The 19531-nt window shown below is 60.7% G+C and carries 15 protein-coding genes and 1 riboswitch; of the genes, 1 reads left to right on the top strand and 14 read right to left on the bottom strand.

What is annotated here, in order from left to right; translation table 11 throughout:
• Positions 1 to 507: 507 nt before the first annotated feature.
• From ACTQX9_RS01175 to ACTQX9_RS01120, 12 genes are all read right to left on the bottom strand, one after another.
• Positions 508 to 1791, bottom strand: coding sequence for an aminotransferase class III-fold pyridoxal phosphate-dependent enzyme (locus ACTQX9_RS01175; protein ID WP_441540271.1), 1284 nt, complete (start codon positions 1789 to 1791; stop codon positions 508 to 510).
• Positions 1792 to 1859: 68 nt separating this feature from the next.
• Positions 1860 to 2840 (bottom strand): acetylglutamate kinase, encoded by a 981-nt coding sequence (argB, locus tag ACTQX9_RS01170; RefSeq protein WP_427718310.1) that lies wholly within the window; start codon positions 2838 to 2840, stop codon positions 1860 to 1862.
• An 81-nt stretch (positions 2841 to 2921) separates the two neighbouring features.
• Positions 2922 to 4190 (bottom strand): bifunctional glutamate N-acetyltransferase/amino-acid acetyltransferase ArgJ, encoded by a 1269-nt coding sequence (gene argJ, locus ACTQX9_RS01165; protein ID WP_441540270.1) that lies wholly within the window; start codon positions 4188 to 4190, stop codon positions 2922 to 2924.
• 134 nt (positions 4191 to 4324) lie between these two features.
• On the bottom strand, positions 4325 to 5395 hold the full coding sequence (gene argC, locus ACTQX9_RS01160) for an N-acetyl-gamma-glutamyl-phosphate reductase (RefSeq protein WP_441540269.1): 1071 nt from the start codon (positions 5393 to 5395) through the stop codon (positions 4325 to 4327).
• Positions 5396 to 5658: 263 nt separating this feature from the next.
• Positions 5659 to 6069: a pyridoxamine 5'-phosphate oxidase family protein gene (locus ACTQX9_RS01155; RefSeq protein ID WP_427718303.1), complete on the bottom strand. Its 411-nt coding sequence runs from the start codon at positions 6067 to 6069 to the stop codon at positions 5659 to 5661.
• 54 nt (positions 6070 to 6123) lie between these two features.
• Positions 6124 to 6570: a pyridoxamine 5'-phosphate oxidase family protein gene (locus ACTQX9_RS01150; protein ID WP_427726998.1), complete on the bottom strand. Its 447-nt coding sequence runs from the start codon at positions 6568 to 6570 to the stop codon at positions 6124 to 6126.
• A gap of 30 nt (positions 6571 to 6600) precedes the next feature.
• On the bottom strand, positions 6601 to 7401 hold the full coding sequence (locus ACTQX9_RS01145; RefSeq protein ID WP_441540268.1) for an energy-coupling factor transporter transmembrane component T family protein: 801 nt from the start codon (positions 7399 to 7401) through the stop codon (positions 6601 to 6603).
• Positions 7401 to 9305, bottom strand: a complete 1905-nt coding sequence (locus ACTQX9_RS01140) for an energy-coupling factor transporter ATPase (RefSeq protein ID WP_441540267.1) — start codon at positions 9303 to 9305, stop codon at positions 7401 to 7403. The genes ACTQX9_RS01145 and ACTQX9_RS01140 overlap by 1 nt, the downstream gene beginning before the upstream one ends.
• A complete protein-coding gene (locus ACTQX9_RS01135; RefSeq protein WP_441540266.1) occupies positions 9302 to 9892 on the bottom strand; it encodes an ECF transporter S component in 591 nt (196 codons plus the stop codon). The genes ACTQX9_RS01140 and ACTQX9_RS01135 overlap by 4 nt, the downstream gene beginning before the upstream one ends.
• Before the next feature lie 5 nt (positions 9893 to 9897).
• A riboswitch (FMN riboswitch) is annotated at positions 9898 to 10090 on the bottom strand.
• Positions 10091 to 10458: 368 nt separating this feature from the next.
• Positions 10459 to 12096, bottom strand: coding sequence for a chaperonin GroEL (groL, locus tag ACTQX9_RS01130; RefSeq protein WP_154514811.1), 1638 nt, complete (start codon positions 12094 to 12096; stop codon positions 10459 to 10461).
• Positions 12097 to 12192: 96 nt separating this feature from the next.
• On the bottom strand, positions 12193 to 12486 hold the full coding sequence (gene groES / locus ACTQX9_RS01125) for a co-chaperone GroES (protein ID WP_154514813.1): 294 nt from the start codon (positions 12484 to 12486) through the stop codon (positions 12193 to 12195).
• A 921-nt stretch (positions 12487 to 13407) separates the two neighbouring features.
• Positions 13408 to 15051, bottom strand: a complete 1644-nt coding sequence (locus tag ACTQX9_RS01120) for an amidohydrolase (protein WP_441540265.1) — start codon at positions 15049 to 15051, stop codon at positions 13408 to 13410.
• Positions 15052 to 15355: 304 nt separating this feature from the next.
• Between ACTQX9_RS01120 and ACTQX9_RS01115 the strand changes: the two genes are divergently transcribed.
• Entirely contained in the window at positions 15356 to 16819 is a 1464-nt protein-coding gene (locus ACTQX9_RS01115; RefSeq protein WP_441540264.1) for a M20 family metallopeptidase, read from the top strand.
• A gap of 140 nt (positions 16820 to 16959) precedes the next feature.
• Here ACTQX9_RS01115 and ACTQX9_RS01110 read toward each other — a convergent pair whose 3' ends face one another.
• Together ACTQX9_RS01110 and ACTQX9_RS01105 are read right to left on the bottom strand one after the other, a co-directional pair.
• Positions 16960 to 18207: a DUF4013 domain-containing protein gene (locus ACTQX9_RS01110; RefSeq protein ID WP_441540263.1), complete on the bottom strand. Its 1248-nt coding sequence runs from the start codon at positions 18205 to 18207 to the stop codon at positions 16960 to 16962.
• Positions 18208 to 18357: 150 nt separating this feature from the next.
• Entirely contained in the window at positions 18358 to 19380 is a 1023-nt protein-coding gene (locus tag ACTQX9_RS01105; protein ID WP_441540262.1) for a YitT family protein, read from the bottom strand.
• Positions 19381 to 19531: the final 151 nt, after the last annotated feature.

Raw genomic sequence — 19531 nt, 5'->3', positions numbered from 1 at the left:
GGGCCTTTCCCTTTTGGGCCCAGTGCAGAGGGATTCGAACCCGCAAGGGTGCGGAGCTGAGGAAACGCGAAGCGTTTTCCAGCGCAGCACGCGAGGAGCGGAGCGACGAAGCGGAAGCGGGCGGCGCCAGCCGCACGCGGACATCCCTCATCGCCCACCACTGAATTGGAAACGGTCCTCGCAAGGGGACCGTTTTTGTTTGCGCCCGGTGCATGGGATTCGAACCCGCAAGGGTGCGGAGCTGAGGAAACGCGAAGCGTTTTCCAGCGCAGCACGCGAGGAGCGGAGCGACGAAGCGGGGCGCGGGCGGCGCCAGCCGCACGCGGACATCCCTCATCGCCCACCACTGAATTGGAAACGGTCCTCGCAAGGGGACCGTTTTTGTTTGCACACGGCCTATCCCAGCCATGGTAAATCGATAGCAAAACGGGCTCCAGTTTGCCCAATCGTGCGCCAAACGGCACGTGACGGTCTGGAACCCGCTTCAAACTGCTATGCCTGATGGCGCTAAGCTAAAACACCCGCCAGGATCTCGATTAGGCTGTCCACATCGGCTTCCTCGCACACGAGCGGCGGCAAGAAGCGCAGTGTATGTGCGCCTGTAGCGTTAATCACGGTACCAGCCACCAATGCGCGAGCCACAACGTCGTGCGCATCACCCGCAGCATCGTCCAAATCGCAGCCGAGCATTAGGCCGCGACCACGCACCTCGGTAACATGCGGCAGCTTGGCGAGCCTTGCCTCCATATAGGCACCCACCTTGGCGGCATGGTCTGCGTAGTCACCGCGCACCAGCGCGGAGAGCGTCGCGGCACACGCCGCGATGGCCAAGCAGCTGCCGCCGAAGGTCGAACCATGGTCGCCGGGCTTAAAGATGTCGGCGATTTCCTTCTTTGCCACCACGGCACCCATGGGCACGCCGTCGGCGATGCCCTTGGCAAGACTCATGATATCGGGCTCCACACCATAAGTCTGAAACGCGAACGGCTTGCCGGAGCGGAAAATACCACACTGGACCTCGTCGGCGATAAGCACGGCACCCACCTCGTGTGCCAAGTCGCGCGCCGCAGCCATAAACTCCCCGGTCATGGGATGCACACCGCTTTCGCCCTGGATCGGCTCGAGCATCACAGCGCAAATCTCGCTTCCCAACTGCTTAAAAATTGCACGCAGTTCATCTACATCGTTGGGTGTGCATGCCACAAAGCCACCCGGCAGCGGGCGGAAACTGTCCTGCAGCCAATCCTGCATGGTCGCCGCAATGGTCTCGAGCGTACGACCATGAAATCCGCCGCGCATACACACGATGGTGTTGCCACCGTTGCCGGCACGTTTGGCATACAGACGCGCGAGCTTCATAGACCCCTCGTTGGCCTCGGCACCGGAATTGGCAAAGAACGTCTCCCACACCTGCTCGCCCGCAGCCGGAGCGCCAAGCGCCGCCGCCGTGGTCTCGTCGCCAGCGGCAATCGCGTCGGCAAGCACGCGCGCACCGTCCGCATCGTCGTTGGCGAGCTTGGACAGCAACGCCGCGACCTGGCCGCGCTGCTCAATGTAGAAGTAGTTGGAGACATGCAGGAGCTTCTTGGCCTGGGCCTCGAGCGCCGAGAGCACCGCCGGGTTGCCGTGGCCTAGGCTGCATACGCCAATACCTGCAAGAAAATCGAGATATTCGCGACCATCGTCGCCGGTGAGCTTCATGCCGTGGCCCTCGACAAACTCGACCGGCGAGCGGCCAAAGGTTTGCATAACGTAGTGGGATTCGAGCGATTGTTGAGCTGCAAGTGACATGAGATGCCTTTCGTTAAGCGCCAGGTGGCGCGGACTGTGGGTGTAACGGTGTGACGATTTCTAACCAGCTAGACCGTCTGGAGCTTCTCGACCTCGTCGAGGTTCTCGGTCAGGCGCGCCGCAAAGGTCGAAAGCGGGTGCGGGTGCGTATCAAATTCGTAGGCCGTCTCGGTAGAGTGGATCACGGTGCCGACGCCGGCATCGGTCAGCAGCTCCAGGAGCAGCGAATGCGGCGTGGTACCGTTAATGATGTGAGCGCGAAATACGCCGCCGACAAGCGCATCGACGGCCGCGCGCAGTTTGGGAATCATGCCCTTATCGACCTCGCCACCGTAGAGCATCTCATTAACCTCGTCGAGCGTTAGGTTGGAGATGAGAGAGTCTTTATCGCTAAAGTCCTTGTACAGGCCGTCGACGTCGGTCAAAAAGATCGCCTTGTGCGCGTGGAGCGCCGCCGCAACGGCACCGGCGGCGGTGTCGGCGTTGATATTGAAGAAGCCACCGTCCTCCCCCGCCGCGACGGTAGCGATGACGGGAATATACTCGCTATCGAGCAAGTTCTCGATGTAGTCGGTGTTGACATGCGTCACTTTGCCCACGCGTCCGAGCTCGGGGTCGAGCGGCTCGGCGATGAGCGTGCCGGCGTCGCTGCCCGATACGCCCACGGCCAAGTTACCGTGGTGGTTGATTGCCGCCACCAGCTCTTGGTTAACCTTGCCGCCCAGCACCTCGCGCACGATATCCATGGTCGCCGGCGTGGTCACGCGCTGACCGTTCTTAAACTCGACGGGCATATCGTAATGGCTCAGCGCCTCGTTGATGGCTTTGCCGCCGCCATGCACGATGACGGGGCGCATGCCGATAATCTTGAGCAAAACGATGTCGCTCATCACGTCGCGACGCAGTTGCTCGTCTACCATGGCGGCCCCGCCATACTTGATAACGACCGTCTTGCCGGTCAGGTTTTTAATCCACGGCAGCGCTTCGAACAGCAGCTGCGCAGTTGCTTCGTTGGATTCGCTCGAACGACAATCGCGTGCGAATTTCATAATCTGCCTCGTCTTTCGTATCGTTATCGCGCTGTACTCCGCTGCCCGCAATCGCGGCGAGATGCGCAGCGTGCCTGGAGTCTAGGAGCGGTAGTCACCATTGATTGAGATGTACTCGTGCGTGAGGTCACAGGTCCACACGGTCGTTGCCGCGTCGCCTGCGCCCAGGTCGGCCGAAATCACGATCTCGGGCGCCTCAAAACGTCGCAGGGCCTCGTCCTCGTCAAAAGGAACAGTCAGGCCATCGCGGCAGACGGGCATGCCCATCATGTCGATGGAAACGTCTTCCTGATTAAACTTTACGCCGCACTTGCCGAGCGCCATGGCAACGCGACCCCAATTGCAGTCGTGGCCAGCGATGCAGGTCTTGACGAGCGGCGAGTTGGCGACGGCGCGGGCGGCGATATCGGCTTCCTCGTCGTTGGCGGCGCCGGTGACGTTAACCGTCACGAGCTTTGACGCACCCTCGCCATCGGCCGCGATGTTACGCGCCAGGCTCTCGCACACCTCGTGCACGGCAAAGGCCAGCTCGTCAAAGGCGTCAGTGCCCTCGACGATGGCCTCGGCATCCGCGGCGGCAGCGCCAGAAGCCAGCATGATACAGGTGTCGTTGGTCGAGGTATCGGAATCGACCGTCACTTTATTAAAGGTCTGTTTAACGGTCGAGAGCAGTAGGGTGTGGAGCGCCGCCGACTCGACGGGGGCATCGGTAGTAATGACCGCGATCATGGTGGCCATATTGGGCATGATCATGCCCGATCCCTTGCACATGCCGCCCACCGTATAAACGTTGCCCACATGGCCCACAGCCTCACTGCGGTAGCGAACGGCATACTCCTTGGAATGCGTATCGGTCGTCATGATGGCACGGGCTGCATCGGCGCCGCCATGGGCAGAGAGTGCCTCGTAGGCGGACGGAATTGCCGTCTCAAACGTGTCGATCGGCAGAATCTGTCCGATCACGCCCGTGGAGGCAACTAAAATCTGTTGGGGTTCACAGCCAATGACCTGCGAGGCGATATTGCACGTCTCGCGCGCACAGGCAAGGCCGGTCTCGCCCGTGGCGGCGTTCGCGTTGCCGGAGTTGATTGAAACACCGGCGATGATGCCATAGCCCTTGTCCGTACCGCCCAGGTTGGCACGGCTCACCTGCACGGGCGCCGCACAAAAGCGGTTAGTCGTAAACACTCCGGCCCCGGGACAGGGTTTATCGGGCACAACGAGCGCGTAATCCAGGCGCTCGGGATTCTTGCGGAATCCGGCATGGATGCCCGCCGCCTTAAAGCCGGCTGCCGCCGTTACGCCGCCCTCTACGGCACGAATCTTGATATCGAACTGCTCAGCATTCATCGTCTTTACGACTCCTTATGTCAAACAAAAAATGGGCATCGGTTGGTGCGCCATGCCAGCCACAATCATGAGACCAGCTTAATAGTGGCGCCAAACTCGATACCCGACTACCAAATCGTTAATAATCGAATGTGCTACACCGGGCACGCCACTGTGGGCAAGCCTCGTCGCTCGTCAAAACCAAAGACGATGTTGGCGCACTGGACCGCCTGGCCCGCAGCGCCCTTGCACAAATTGTCGATGGCGCCCGTCGCCACCAGCACGCCCGCACGCTTGTTGAGCGCAAGGCCGATCTGGGCGGCATTGGTACCGACAACCGAAGCCGTCTTGGGTTGCTGGCCGGCATCGAGCACGCGCACAAAGGTACGACCGGCGTAGAACTTCTTGTAATGGTCGACGGCATCCTCAATAGTCAGCGCTTCGAGAGCCTGCGTTGCGAGCGGCAGCGTCACCGTAGAGAGCAGGCCGCGCTTGAGCGGTGCCAGGTGCGGAGTAAAGACGACGCGATCGGTAAGGCCCAGAATTTGCTCGATTTCTGGCGTATGGCGATGTTTTCCTACGCCATAGGCCTCCAGATTCTCGTCCGCGCTGCAAAAATGGGTGCGGGTGTTGCACGACTTACCGGCACCCGTCACGCCACTGATGGCGTCGACGACTACGGGGCCGCTCTGGGCCACCCAGCCCGCACGCACGGCAGGCGCGGCAGCAAGACTCGTTGCGGTGGGATAGCAACCGGCGCAGGCGACCAGCACGGGTCTGCCAGCGGCATGGCTGGAAGCAGCGGTCTCTAAGTCCTGGCAGAACAACTCGGGCAGACCGAAGGCACGTGTTTTAAGCAACTCGGGGCTCGTGTGCTCGGCGGCATACCATGTCTCAAAGACAGACGCGTCGCTCAGACGGTAATCGGCCGAAAGATCAAAGCAAGAGACACCCGACGCAAGCAGAGCGGGCACCTGTGCCATGGCAGCCGTGTGCGGCACGGCGAGAAAAACCGCATCGCAGCTCTTGAGTTCAGGGGCGTCATGCGTGGTGAAAACCAGATCGCTCACGCCAGCAAAGCTCGGATACACCGCGGACAGCAGCTGGCCGGCATCGGCGTTGGACGTAATGGCAACAAGTTCAAACTCGGGATGGCCGAGCACGAGGCGAATAAGCTCGGCGCCGGCATATCCAGCCGCGCCGACGATTCCAACCTTTAAAGACATATCGGACTCCTTGTCTGCGGTCTTATGCGTCATTGCGCATTCCGCAGCCGTCGTTATGAGGTAGGTTGAAACTTTAGCACCCGAGAATGCATATTTACGCAAATAATTTGTGTCTTCATGCATTGAAACATATCCGACACATTCGCTTGAAAGAATTGACAAAAAATAAGCGAGCTCTGCATTAGCCGCAGCGCATCATGCTGCTGGCCAATGCAGAGCCCACCTTATACGGAATACCAAACTTAAGGGTCGCCCAGAGCAGCCTAGAGCTCGACCGGAACCCATTCGTCGTGATTGCAGATAAAAGCCTCGGGGTCCTCGACGCTAAAGAAGACAAGCGTGGGATCGTTAGGCCCCTCATAGTGCTCGCTCAAGCGCTCAAGATGCTTCCACCCGGCCTCGCGCATTTCATCCGAAGCCCGGTCGTCCAGACCCGCACGTCCGCGCAGGATCAACCAACCATGGCCCGGCCACCAACTCGTGGCCTCAAAGCGCTGGTTTTGCAGCAGCTCTTGCCACACATCTTTGGTGCGCGCCGTTACAAACCACAGCTTGCCGTCCTGAATCTGCGCAAACGAGAACGGACGCACATGCGGCTGCCCGTCCACGCTCGTCGCTAGGTACCACGCCGGCACCGACGTCAGATACTCCAGCACCGTATTCAATCCGTCCACGTTTCCTCCTGTCATCTGACCAGTCTTTTTGGAATGGGCAGCTAATTTGGGAAATTAAAGCTCGAGGAGCTCTTCGCTGCCGTCGATATCGCAGAACCGCGCGGCGATGTTGCGGACCGAGAAGAACGCAAGGCGGCCATCGTTGGCACTATCGTGTTGCTCGCCAATGCCCACCATGTGCTTAAAGCCCGTCTGGCGCACCTTGTCACTCACGAATGCATCGTCCTCGAGTGCGGCCTCGCCAGTTAACACGATCCAGCACTCCCCCGGCTTCCAGCCCGATACCTCAAACTTGGGATTCTTGCTCAACTCCGCCCATACGTCCTTGTCGCGCGACGTGCAAAACCACAGTTTGTCGTTATCGACCATGGCAAACGAAAACGGCCTCACACGGGGTTGATGCCCGTCGTTTGCATCGGTCGTGGCAAGATACCACGCCGGAATGCGTCTGAGATACGAGCAGACGCGCTCGAGCTGAGCCATGCGATCGATGTCGGTCATAGAGACCCCTTTCTTGCGCTCGAATCGAGCTTAGACGAGTTGAAGATTGATAACGACAACGCATGCCACCAGCAGCGCCATCGCCACCGCGGCCAGTGCATCCCCGCGGCCAAACGTAAGCGCATGCAGACGCGTGCGTCCCCGCTCGCCGTGATAGCAGCGCGCATCCATGGCGGCCGAAAGCGTATCGGCATGACGGAACACGCCAGTAAACAGCGGAATCGCCACACTGCCGAGCATGCGCACGCCACCGAGCGGACCGCCCGTCACGCGCGCGCCACGGCTTGCCTGTGCATCGGCCGTCTGTTTCATCTCGGTGGCAAATTGTGGCATAAACCGCAGTGCGATACCCATAATCATGCCGAGCTCGTGCGCCGGAAGCCCCACGCGCGCGAATGGTGCGAGCAGGCGCTCAAAACCCGCGGTGAGGTCGAGCGTCGGCGTGGTGAGCGTAATGGCGCTCATGCCGGCCATCATCATCGTCAGGCGACACGCCATAAACGTCGCAGAACGCAGCGAGCCCTCGCTCACCTGCAAAAAGCCAAACTGCCACAAAATGCGGCCACTCTGATCGGAAAACAGGTTGAGCACCGCGACCACCACGACAATCGCCAGCAGTGGTGCCATCGACGATAGGACCCGACGCAACGGAACCCGGGCCGCGACATAGACCAGCACGACAAAAATTGCGATCGGAACCAGCCCGCGGAAGCTGCCGACGGTGAGCGCAGTGATCAGAAATGCGAAACCTAGGAGCAACTTAGTGCGCGGATCCAGGCGGTGGATCGCACTATCGCCGGGATAGTAGCTGCCAAATGAGAATGCCTCCATTAGCAGCCCTCCTCTTGCGTGGCCATCTTGGAACCAGCCTGACGCGACGCCCTCAAAGGTCCGTCCGCGCAGCGTAGCAGCATGCCGGCCAACTCGTCGGCCAGCGACTCAACCGTATAAAGCTTGTCGCAGCGGAGCGGCACACCGGCTTGCACGAGCGACAATGCCATGCGCTGCGCAGCGGGAACGCCCAAACCGATCGATTTGAGCTCGTTCGCGTGCGCAAAAACCTGTGCGGGCGTTCCATCGGCAAACACCGCGCCCTCGTTCATCACAACGATACGGTCACAACAATTTGCCAGGTCATCCATGCTGTGCGAAACCATGACAACGGTCAGGCCCTCACGATGGAGCCGATCGATGAGCTCCAGGAAATCCCTGCGCGCAGCCGGATCGAGCCCCGCCATGGGCTCGTCGAGCACCAGGACCTCGGGCTCCATGGCGAGCACGCCGGCAAACGCCACGCGGCGCTGCTGACCGCCCGAAAGCTCAAAGGGGCTCTTGTCGCCTATCGCGGCAAGGTCGAGGCCCACGCGCGCAAGCGATGTTGCGACACGGCGAACAACCTCGTCTTGCGGCAGGCCAAGGTTGCGCGGGCCAAACGCCACGTCCTGCGCCACGGTCTCGGCAAATAGCTGGCGCTCGGGATACTGAAACACCACGCCGACCTTGGCCTTAACCGCGGCGGCGCCTTTCTTGCTTGATAGGTCGAGTCCCAGTGCGCAAACGCTCCCCTCCTGTGGACGAATCAGCCCGTTGAGATGCTGAACCAGCGTTGATTTACCCGAGCCGGTATGACCCGCCAGGCCCAGAAACTCGCCGCGACGCACCGTCAGCGAAACATCACGTAGCGCCCAGGGGCTGTTTGGATCGTTGCCCCAAAGAGTCTGTTTGCCCGATGCGCCCACAGTGGTCGAGCGCTTGCGCCATCGGCGGCGCTCACGGGCGCTCAGCGACCAACTATGCGAGAGGTGCGAAATCTCGATGACGGGCTCCGACGCGACCATCCCGTTGGCTGCAGAGGATGCATGGTCAAGCACACGAGAATCGGATGCGGAGGGCCGCCCAGCGACGTCCGCCCCGCTCCGCTCAGCATAAACCCGTGCAATCTCGGCGACCATATCCGCCTCACGCACCTGCGCGCAAACGGGTACGCCCTTCGCGCGGAGTGCCCTACCTAGAGAGCACGACGCCGGCATATCCAGGTTGAGCTGGGCAAGTTCGTCCGCCCGCGTCAAGATTTCCTCGGGCGCACCGAGCATGGCAACGCGCCCCGCCCGAAACACCGCGACACGATCGGCCTCGGCGGCCTCTTCCATAAAGTGCGTAATCATCACGATGGTCATGCCGCGATCGTGCAACGCGCGGCAAACCTTCATGAGGCCCTTACGTCCACGCGGATCGAGCATCGAGGAAGCCTCGTCCAATATGAGCACGCGCGGTTCCATGGCGAGCACGCCGGCAAGCGCCACGCGCTGCTTTTGGCCGCCCGAAAGTGCATGGGTCTCGTGGCGCTCAAAGCCCACCAGGCCCACACCCTTCAGCGCCTCGCGTACGCGCTGCGCAATTTGTGCCGATGGCACGCCAAGGTTTTCGGGACCAAACGCAACGTCATCTTCGACAAGCGTTGCCACCAGCTGATCATCGGGATTCTGGAACACCATGCCCGCGGTCGAACGAATGTCGTAGACCAACTCGGGATCTGATGCATCCATGCCGTTGATACGCACCGTTCCTGCATCGGGCTGCAGCAGCGCATTCAGATGCTTGGCAAACGTCGACTTGCCCGACCCATTGCCGCCGAGGATGCAGAGAAACTCGCCATCCTCGATGTTCAGATCGATACCGTCGAGCGCCGGCGTGACACCGTCATAGCTAAAGGAAACGCCTCGACAATCAATCATGCGCGGCCTTTGACCTGGTCCTTTTTAGGCGTGATGAGGTTGGAGACCGCCTTGTACACTGCAAGCGTGAGCACCGAGTTGAGCACGGTCTTGATAAGGTTGAACGGCAGCACGGCAGGAACCATGAGCGGGGCGATCGCATCGACCGAGCCATACCAGAACCATACGCCAATGGTAAGGTTTGCGACCATAGACAGCGCCGTAGCGGTAATGACGCCGAACACCAGGCCAATCACGGCACCCTTATAGGTATGCATCTTCTGGTAGACGATAGCCGCGGGCAGAATGTAGCCCAGCGTGGCAACCAGGTTCATAAGCGCACCGACCCAGTCACCCGTGGTGAGCGCGTGAATAACGATAGCCATAGCGGCAACAGCAGTACCGGCGCCGGGACCATACGCAAACCCGCACACCATCGCCGGCACCAGCGACGGGTCGTAGGTCAAAAACGGCGCCGAAGGAAGGATGGGCAGCTGCACGTACATAAACAGGGCGCCCAAGGCGCACATCAGCGCCATGGTAACGAGCTGTTTGGTGCTCCACCTATTCGTGTTCTCAAAATGGATATGCTGCGACTGTTCAGACATAAGATCACCTGCCTCTTTCATCCGGACTCTAACCGTTGGTACTGGGATCTCACCAGTTCAGCCGGCATGCGAACCAACGCACGCACGGGTCGCGGACTCATCGGCTCGGACGCAGGTACCTCGCCTGCGCCACGGCGCCCCTCTGGCACCGTCCGATTTACCGCCAGTGGGGAATTACACCCCGCCCTGAAACAGCAATTGGAAGTGTAGCACGAGCAGGTATTCGCGCAAGTATGCCAAGGGTAATTTATGGTGGGGATCAGTTGCCGCAACAACCACGTTCCCCACCCATCCCACAGTAACGCGCCTTTCGCGCAAAGCGCGAAACAGCGTCCGGGATACGTATCCCCAACAACCACGTCCTTCTCCGCGAGCCGACTTCAAAGCCGTAAACGCAGGGGATCCGGGGGCGTGACGGGGCTTCTCTCCGGAACATTCCGCAGGACGCAAAGAGGCTCCGCAGCGCGAAGCGCGATGCGGAGCCTCTTTGCATGTCCGAGGACGTTCCGGAGAGAAGCCCCGTCACGCCCCCGGATCCCCGGTGGGAGTTCTAGACCTTGTCGGCCTTAGTACATACCGCCGCCCTGCTGACCAGCGGTAGCAGCAGCGATAGCATCCTCAAGCTGAGTGTTCTTGGGCACATCGGAAACCGTGGCCTCGGTGATGAGGATCAGGCTGGCGACAGAAGCAGCGTTCTGCAGGGTGACGCGGCTGACCTTGACGGGGTCGAGGACGCCCATCTCGATCATGTCGCCCCACTCGCCGCTGGCAGAGTTGAGACCCTGGCCAGCGGGCAGCTCGGCGACCTTGTCGACCACGACAGCGCCCTCAAAGCCAGCGTTCTTGGCAATGGTTGCGACCGGAGCGGTCAGAGCCTTCTTGACGATGTCGACGCCGATCTTCTCCTCGGGGTCGTCGATCTCGACTGCATCGAGCGCAGGCACAGCGTCCATGAAGGCGACGCCGCCGCCAGCGACAATGCCCTCCTCGACAGCAGCGCGGGTTGCCTGCAGGGCGTCCTCGACGCGGTGCTTGATCTCCTTAAGCTCGGACTCGGTGGCAGCGCCGACCTTGATGACGGCAACGCCACCGGAGAGCTTGGCCAGGCGCTCTTGGAGCTTCTCGCGGTCGAAGTCAGAGGTGGTGTTCTCCATCTCGCCCTTGATCTGAGCAATACGGGCGTCGATGGCCTCCTTGGAGCCAGCGCCGCCGACGATGACGGTGTTGTCCTTGGAGATGGTGACGGACTTAGCGGTACCGAGCATATCTGCGGTGATGTCAGCGACCTTCACGCCCAGCTCGTCCAGAGCAGCCTGACCACCGGTGAGGACGGCGATGTCCTCGAGAATGCGCTTGCGGCGATCGCCGTAGCCCGGAGCCTTGACGGCGCAGACGTTGAGGGCGCCGCGGATCTTGTTGAGGACGAGGGTGGGCAGAGCCTCGCCGTCGATGTCCTCAGCGATGATGAGCAGGCCACGGCCAGCGCGCTGGACAGCCTCGAGAACAGGCATGATGTCCTGGACGCTGGAGATCTTCTGGTCGGTGATGAGGATGTACGGATCCTTCATCACGGCCTCCATGCGGTCGTTGTCCGTGACGAAGTAAGCGGAGACGTAGCCCTTATCGAACTGCATGCCCTCGACGGTGTCGATGGTGATGTCGAACGTCTGGGAATCCTCGACGGTGATGACGCCGTCCTTGCCCACGACTTCCATGGCCTCGGCGATCTTCTCGCCGACCTCGGGGTCACCGGCGGAGATGGTACCGACGGAAGCAATCTGCTCCTTGGTCTCGACCGGCTTGGCCTGCTTCTTCATCTCGGCGACGGCGGCGTTAACGGCCTTGTCGATGCCGCGACGGATGGCCAGCGGGTTGGCGCCAGCGGCGACGTTGCGAAGACCGTCGTTAACAATGGCCTGAGCGAGCAGGGTTGCGGTGGTGGTGCCGTCACCCACGGTGTCGTTGGTCTTGGTGGCGACCTCCTTCACCAGCTGGGCACCCATGTTCTCGATGTTGTCCTCGAGCTCGATCTCCTTGGCGACGGAAACGCCGTCGTTGGTGATGGTCGGGGCACCGAACGTGCGCTGCAGGGCGACATAGCGGCCCTTGGGGCCCATGGTGACGGTAACGGCATCGGCCAGAGTGTTGACGCCCTTGGCGAGCTTAGCGCGGGCATCGGTATTGAACGTAATGTTCTTTGCCATGGTAGGTAATCCTCCAAAAGAAATGTGACTCACGTCGCCGCTTCCGAGTCCTATGCGGCGACCGCGTTCAAAGACGAATCAGAGAGCCTGATGAGACTAGGCCTCGACGACGGCGTAGATGTCGTCGGCGCGCATCAGCAGATACTTCTCGCCGTCGACCTTGACCTCGTTGCCACCGAACTTGCCGTAGATGACAACGTCGCCTTCCTTGACGTCCATGGGGATGCGCTCACCCTTGTCGTTGACCTTGCCAGCGCCAACGGCAATGACGGTGCCGCGCTGCGGCTTCTCCTGAGCGTTGCTGGCGATATACAGACCAGAAGCGGTCTTCTGCTCGGCCTCGTCGGGCTTGACCAGAACACGATCTGCAAGCGGCTTCAAAGACGACATGCTTGTCTCCTCCTTTTTGGGCCGCGTGGTTATGCCACGCGAATTAACCCTATTTGTTTGCGTACGCGTTGAATGGTACCCACGAATGGCGGGTTATACAACACAGAGTCAAAAAATCTTATTTTTTGGCACTTAGATTTTCTGAATGCCGGGGGAATAACTTGTGCGCAGCTCCCGTGTGGCGCCGGAGGGGCGGGGCATAAGGTTTCCTGCTCGGGCAGTCCTGCTCGCACGAAGGCCACATTACGTGGCCTTCGGCTCGTGCGGAACTCGCGACAAACCTTATGCCCCGCCCCTCCGGAGCCACACGGGAGCCTAGTTAACTAGTTCGGGCGCGGCATTCAGAAACGTCAGTGCAGCAAAATGGCGATGCGGATAGGAACATGGGCATGGCTTTCGCTGCACGCACGGGTCCCCTGGGGAGCACCGTGCATTTTTGGGAGTATTCAGCAGACCAGGATGGCTGTATACGCGCCAGACACATCTTATTGGTCCCAAGGACGCCTTCGACCGGCGATTTGGGTCGGCAGGCAGACCCCAACAGGGCATAAAGGCATGCCTCGTGCCTGCCCGGACGCCAAAATGACGTCAATCCCCATGACATTACCCGACCGCAACGGCGCCGGCAGAGCTCGCAGTGCTGAATACTCCGTTTTTTGCACGGCCCAGGCGGGGGTACATCAGGGCCAGAAAGAACATCCCAACCTTTTTATGCAATCTGTAATGGGAAGTATGCAAAACACCATGAGGCAGCATTGCAAATGTCCAATTTGAACGCGCGGGGCAGCAGCGCCTCCACCCCACGCACAAATCCGGCAGAGCAGGGACGCTCATAACGATTCCCCACCGATGTGCAGACGTGGCTCGAGCGCCATCCCAAAATAAGTCGCCCGGGCCGCGTTTAACGACACGGCATGAGCATCAGCGCTCGTAGATTACGTTACCTGCCAGGTAGGTGGCCTGAACCTTGGTGGCTTGCAGCTCTTGGGGGTCAACGGTGAGCGGGTTTTGGTCCAAGACCACCAGGTCAGCATACTTGCCGGGCTCCAAGCTGCCGAGGTTTTGCTCGTCGCCTGCCGCATAGGCGCTGCCCAAGGTGTAGTTGCGCAAAGCCGTTGCCGCGTCGATGCGCTCGCTCGGTAACCAGCCGCCCTCGGGCCAGTGGCTTTTGGGGTCCTGGCGCGTGATAGCCGTGTAGAGCACGTCCATGCTGGTAACGGGCGTGATGGGGCTGTCGGTACCGAAGGCTTGGCGAATGCCGCGCTGCTTATAGGTTGCGAACGGCCACATGATGCGGCTGCGTTCCAAGCCCAAATCGCGCTCCGGTCCACCCGGGTCGAGCGTAATGTGGCAGGGCTGGCTCGAGGCGACGACGTTGAGCTTGCGCAGGCGGTCGATGTCCTCGGGCAGGAGGTTCTCCAGGTGCTCGAGCGTGTTGTGGCCGTGCTGGGGCAGGCCGTATAGACCGGCGGCTTCCTCGAAGATATCCAGCGCGGCATGAATCGCACCGTCGCCGATAACGTGGATGCGCACGGCGCGGCCGCGCTCCGCAGCCGCCAGAACCAGCTTGCGCATGCGCTCGGCGGAAACCGTCAGACGGCCTTGGTCGCCCGGGAAGCGCGGATTGGTATAGGGCTCGGTGAGATATGCCGTATGTTCGCTCGACACGCCGTCAAAGAACTGCTTAAAGCCCGGCGCCGAAAGCAGTGCGTTGTTCGCGTAACGTGCCTGCAGCTCTTCTAGACGCGACTGGTCATCCAGCAGCGTGGGGAACAGATGTGCACGAATGCCCAGCTTGCCGGCTGTCTGCAGTTTGTCGTAGACGTCGTCGCGGATAAAATCGCAGCCCGGCATGGGCATGAGCGACATGTCGCAGATCGAGGTGATGCCCTGCTCGGCCATGCGCCTCATTTGATCGGCGTAAGCGCTTGCGATGCGATCTTCGCCCAGCCACTCAAGGCAGCGCGGCAACAGCTGCATGGCGGCCGCCTCGTGAGCAATGCCCGTGAGCTCACCGTTTGCGTCCTTGTCGTAGCTGCCGCCCGCTGGCGGCTCGCTATCGCGCGTGACGCCGAGCGCCTCGAGAGCGCGACTGTTGAGCCACAGCGTGTGGCCGTCGCCCGAGTACATAACGCAAGGACGATCGGGAAATACCGCATCGAGCGACGCCTTGGTAGGATGCTCGGGCGGGTCCCAACGGTAGTCGCGCCAGCCCTGCGTCACAACCCAAGCGTCGTCGGGCAGATCCTGGGAAAACTCGAGCACGTGCTGCACCAGCGCCACCTCGGACGTGCCCCCATCCATAAGCATATACGGCGAGGAACCGACCGAGGTATGAAAGAAGTGCAGATGAGCGTCATGGAAACCGGGGCAGACAAACTGCTCGCCGTAGTCGATAACCGGCGTGGCGGCAGGCGCGGCGGCGATCACGTCATCGGGCTTGCCGACTGCGACGATACGGTCGCCTGCGATGGCAATCGCCAGCTCACGGGCGGTATCGATGCCGTCTTGCGAGGTAAAGACGTTCTTAGAGCGGATAATCCGATCGATATGTTGCATGGGCATCCCCATCTCTGGCAGGAAATTCAACACCCCCGAGTGTACTCCACCGCCACAGTTGCAAAACGTCAAGCGGTAAACGGCACCTTTCCCAACCCCAACGGCCCCGCCTGCCCCTTGGGAACGGGGTAGAAATGGTAGATTTCAAGCTTGAAATCCGCATCCAAGGCTGCGTGCACAAGCAATTTGCACCTATCAAGGTTACGGAGGTATCCATTTCTACCATTTCTGCCCCGTCCCCAAGTGGCAGGTGGCATACTGGAAAGAGCCTGTACGATTTTGCGATAAACCAGCAAGGAGCAAATCGACCATGACGAAGACCAAGGCACAGCAGATTATGGCAGCGACCGAGGCCCGCGCGGCTGATGACGTCACCGCAGCCATCCAAGATATCGCCGCCGAGTTTGAGCCCTACATCATCAAGCAGCGCCGGCACTTCCATAAGCACCCGGAGCTGAGCCTCGCCGAAGAGCGCACGACTTCTGACATCGCCAACCAGCTCGACGCCATGAATATCCCCTACGAGCGCCCGCTTAAGACGGGCCTGGTGGCGACCCTTCGCGGCACCGCACCCGACGCCTACCGCGAGGACGGCACGCCGCGCCGCCGCATCCTGCTGCGCGCGGATATCGACGCCCTACCCGTCACCGAACAGACCGGCGAGGAGTTCGCCAGCGTCAACGAGGGCTGCATGCACGCCTGCGGCCACGACTGCCACATTGCCATGATGCTCGGCACGCTGCAGATCCTGCGCCATATGACCGACGACATCCACGGCGAGGTCCGCATCGTCTTCCAACCCAGTGAGGAAAACGGCCAAGGCGCCAAACTCATGATCGGCACGGGTGTGCTCGACGGCGTCGATGGCGCCTACGCCGCACACATCTGGAGTGAGGTCAACGCCGGCACCGTAAGCTGCGAGCCCGGTCCGCGCATGGCCAATACCGACTGGTTCCGCATTGATGTCCGCGGGACCTCGTGCCACGGCGCCATGCCCCAGCGCGGCCACGACGCCGTCATGGTGGCGGCCGAGATCGTCAACGCCCTGCAGACCATCGTTTCGCGCGAGATCAGCCCCTACGAGCCGGCCGTCATTACCGTCGGCGAGCTGCACGGCGGCACCGCGCGCAACGTTATCGCCGGTACCGCCTACCTCGCCGGCACGGTGCGCACCTATGGCGATTCGACGCACGAGGAAATGCCCGAGCTCATGCGCCGCATCGTAGAGCACACTGCGGCGGCCCTGGGCGCCGAGGCTGAACTTACCGACTACACCATCGCCAACTACAAGGTCGAAAACGACGTCGCCTCGAGTGAGCGTTGTCGTCAGGCCGTGGTCAAGTGTCTGGGTGCAGCCGGCGAAGGCCATTATCGCGGCACGCTTTCGGGCGAGGATTTTTCGGAGTACCTGCGCCGTGTACCGGGTGTGCTTGCCTTTGTGGGCACGCGCAACCCCAAGATTGGCGCCACGTACGCCCAGCACTCCTGCTTCTATAAGATCGACGAGAGCGTGCTCGCCAAGGGCTCCATGGTGGCCGCTCAGTATGCCATCGACTTTTTGGCCGAGCCCACGCAAGAGGAGCTCGACGGCCCCGCTATCGCCGCGGTTGCCGAGACCAATCCCGATCTGGCAGCCAAGCTACGCTCTGCCAAGGCAACGGCCGCCGAGGCCCGCGACGCCATGCACGACGCCCGCACCGCCCGCCATGCCGCCATCAAGGGCATCCACGAAGCTCGCACCGCCGCTCGTCACGAGGAGAAGCACAACGAGTAGTCGAATCGCGACCATCTCGCAGCCGTAGCCACATCGCGATGTCAAAGCGGGGGCGGACGTTTCGACACGTCCGCCCCCGCTCATTCGTCAAGCACTATTTCTACCATTTCTATCCCGTCCCCAAATGGCAGGTGACAGGGCTACTCGTCTTGCGGGTCCTCGTCGGAGCTTGGCTCGGGTTCCGTCTCGGGCTCGGGCTCCGTCGTGGGCTCGGACTCCGGCGCAGATCCCGGGACAGACTCAGGCTCGGGCTCAGGCGCGACATCCGGAGCGCTGTAACCCGAAGGAGCGGACTTCTTCTCGAAGGGCAATACAAAAGTCAGGACGTCGTCCTTATCCTCGTCGGCCCACTCGCTTGCATAACGTGCGACCCAATAGCCAACGGCACGGTGCTTGAGCATCTTGCCAAAGACCGTTAGAAATACGGTGACGAAAGCGATCAGCACCAGGAACAGCACGAGTGAGATGCCACCGCCGGTAACAATTGCCTCAATACCCGTAGGACGATAGTAGTATCTATACATACCGACAGAGGCAATGGCGCCAAAGACCGCCGTCAAGATCCATGTGACAACGTTGGCGACCAGGCCCGTCAAAAACTCGGGAAGGAATGAAGCGCAAAACAGCTTGGTCTTATTGTTCTTAAAGGCCGCCCAGACCTTGTCGAGCGAAAACGCGCTCTCGACGCGACCGGTCACCGCAAAGTGCATCACGGCGATATCGGCGAACATCTTAAAGAAGACTCCCAGGACCGCCGTGGCAATCATAGCCAGGACAAGCAGGCCAAGCGAGCCAAACAGCGCAGTCTCGAGCGCAGAAGAGCCGTAATACGAATACGAGCCCGCCGCGCCAATTACCACGCTCTCCACCAGCGAAAGCACTACACCAATAACGGGAATGGCAGCGATAATCTCGAGCACGACCGAAATAACGCTCGAAAAGACCCCGAGGCCAAACGATGTGGAACGCATCAACGGACGATCCATGCCGTCATCGATCTTAAGCGACAGGTCGCGACCCCACTCGATGCCAAAGCCCGAACCGCACACACTCGCCACGCAGGCGGCCAAAAAGCCGATGGCAGCTGCAATACCGCCGATAACGGGAATGAACAGCACGAGCACCGACACGACACAGATAAGCGCCGGCAAAAAAGCAATCTGGCACACGCGCTGCAGCACGCCCGGAGTCTTGGTCATGTCTTGGAACGCCTGAGCCACACAGCCCTTTGGCGCATTCGCCACGGGCGGTTGCGGAACAAACTGCTGGGGCTGAGACTGTCCCTGGGGAGCGGGGCCGGCGGCCTTGACCACGGTATTAGGGGCACCGCACACGCCGCAGAACTTGTCGTTATCGCCCATGGGGGCGCCACACTGCGAACAGAACATCGAAATCATCCCTTCGTATCTAGAGTGAACCACCTGGATCGCAAACGACGTCTTTGGCAACATTATCGCGCAATGTGGGGACAAATACCCCAAGATGACCGATTTGAAACGTTGGCGGCTTTATTCAATGGTTCGAAGGGTATATCCGCGCTAGTTCGTGCCGCGGAAGCCCTTGCCCACGATCTCGGAGCTGTCAACGATCGTGATAAACGCATCTGGATCGATATCGCGGGTATAGCGGCGCAGTTGCACTGCTTCGCGACGGCTCAGCACGCTCATGATCACCGTCACGCAATTGCCCGAGAAGGCACCGTAGCCGCGGCTGATCGTTGCCGTGCGGTTGAGATGCTTGACGATAAACTCCTCGACTTTGCGTGGCTCGGCGCAAATAATCGTACAGACCTTGCGCAAATGAATGCTCTCGATGGCCTTGTCGACCACAAGCGTCTTGGCAAACAGGCCGAGCACGCAGTACAGGCCAACGCGCGGACCGTACAAAAAGGCCGCGATGGTCACGATGCCGATATCGACCAGTAGCAAGGCGCGTCCGATCTCGAGCGTCGTGCGACGCTTGAGGATCATGGCAAGGATATCGGTGCCGCCCGTTGAGGCGCCAATGTCAAAGACAATGGCACTGCCCAGCGCCGGCAAGATAACGGCAAAGCACAGGTCGAGCCACATATCGCCCGTCATCGAAACATCCGTCGGAATGAAGAGCTCAAACAGCGAGACGTAGGCCGAAAGCGCAAACGAGGCAAAAACGCTCCAAAGGATTGCCTTGCGCTCCAAAAAGATAAAGCCCAAGACGACGAGAACCGCGTTGATAATCCACATAAAGACGCCGACGGGCAGAGTCGGGAACAGCGTGGAAAGAATGACCGACACGCCCGAGGTTCCGCCGAAGGCAAAGTGATTGGGGGTTTTAAAGGCCACGATGGCGAACGCCGTGAGGATCAGGCCCAGATTGAGCTCGGCGAAAAAGCGCGGGAAGCCCGGCTCCTGGCTGCGCTTGCGGCCGGCGCGCTCGCCACGTTCGATATCCTCGCGACCGACAACGCGCTCCATCGGCACCACGGGAGGACGATGCACCTCCTCGGCGGCACGCGACGCCGCCTCTGCCGCAGCGGCCTCAATCGCCCATGCCTTGCTTTCTGTTTCGTGCTCGTCGGCCATTACGGCAACCCCTCGTTAACGATTTGGAAACAATGCGCCCATTAGGGTAACGCGGAGCGCGAAGATTGCAACCCTTAGTTAGACGAGCGGTATGCCTACATCGGGGGCATACAAATAACGGCCGGCCGCACATGCATCCGTGCGGTCGACC

The sequence above is a fragment of the Collinsella sp. LCP19S3_F2 genome (assembly GCF_052121015.1).
In the GTDB taxonomy this organism is placed as follows: Bacteria; Actinomycetota; Coriobacteriia; order Coriobacteriales; family Coriobacteriaceae; genus Collinsella.
The sequence above is the reverse complement of the archived record's forward strand: the minus strand, read 5'-3'. Positions and strand labels throughout refer to the sequence as shown.

Bases quoted from the DNA above. Each gene is read 5' to 3' on its own strand.
- ACTQX9_RS01175 (WP_441540271.1), bottom strand. From the start codon at position 1,791: ATGTCACTTGCAGCTCAACAATCGCTCGAATCCCACTACGTTATGCAA.
- argB (WP_427718310.1), bottom strand. From the start codon at position 2,840: ATGAAATTCGCACGCGATTGTCGTTCGAGCGAATCCAACGAAGCAACT.
- argJ (WP_441540270.1), bottom strand. From the start codon at position 4,190: ATGAATGCTGAGCAGTTCGATATCAAGATTCGTGCCGTAGAGGGCGGC.
- argC (WP_441540269.1), bottom strand. From the start codon at position 5,395: ATGTCTTTAAAGGTTGGAATCGTCGGCGCGGCTGGATATGCCGGCGCC.
- ACTQX9_RS01150 (WP_427726998.1), bottom strand. From the start codon at position 6,570: ATGACCGACATCGATCGCATGGCTCAGCTCGAGCGCGTCTGCTCGTAT.
- ACTQX9_RS01145 (WP_441540268.1), bottom strand. From the start codon at position 7,401: ATGGAGGCATTCTCATTTGGCAGCTACTATCCCGGCGATAGTGCGATC.
- ACTQX9_RS01140 (WP_441540267.1), bottom strand. From the start codon at position 9,305: ATGATTGATTGTCGAGGCGTTTCCTTTAGCTATGACGGTGTCACGCCG.
- ACTQX9_RS01135 (WP_441540266.1), bottom strand. From the start codon at position 9,892: ATGTCTGAACAGTCGCAGCATATCCATTTTGAGAACACGAATAGGTGG.
- groL (WP_154514811.1), bottom strand. From the start codon at position 12,096: ATGGCAAAGAACATTACGTTCAATACCGATGCCCGCGCTAAGCTCGCC.
- groES (WP_154514813.1), bottom strand. From the start codon at position 12,486: ATGTCGTCTTTGAAGCCGCTTGCAGATCGTGTTCTGGTCAAGCCCGAC.
- ACTQX9_RS01120 (WP_441540265.1), bottom strand. From the start codon at position 15,051: ATGCCCATGCAACATATCGATCGGATTATCCGCTCTAAGAACGTCTTT.
- ACTQX9_RS01115 (WP_441540264.1), top strand. From the start codon at position 15,356: ATGACGAAGACCAAGGCACAGCAGATTATGGCAGCGACCGAGGCCCGC.
- ACTQX9_RS01110 (WP_441540263.1), bottom strand. From the start codon at position 18,207: ATGTTCTGTTCGCAGTGTGGCGCCCCCATGGGCGATAACGACAAGTTC.
- ACTQX9_RS01105 (WP_441540262.1), bottom strand. From the start codon at position 19,380: ATGGCCGACGAGCACGAAACAGAAAGCAAGGCATGGGCGATTGAGGCC.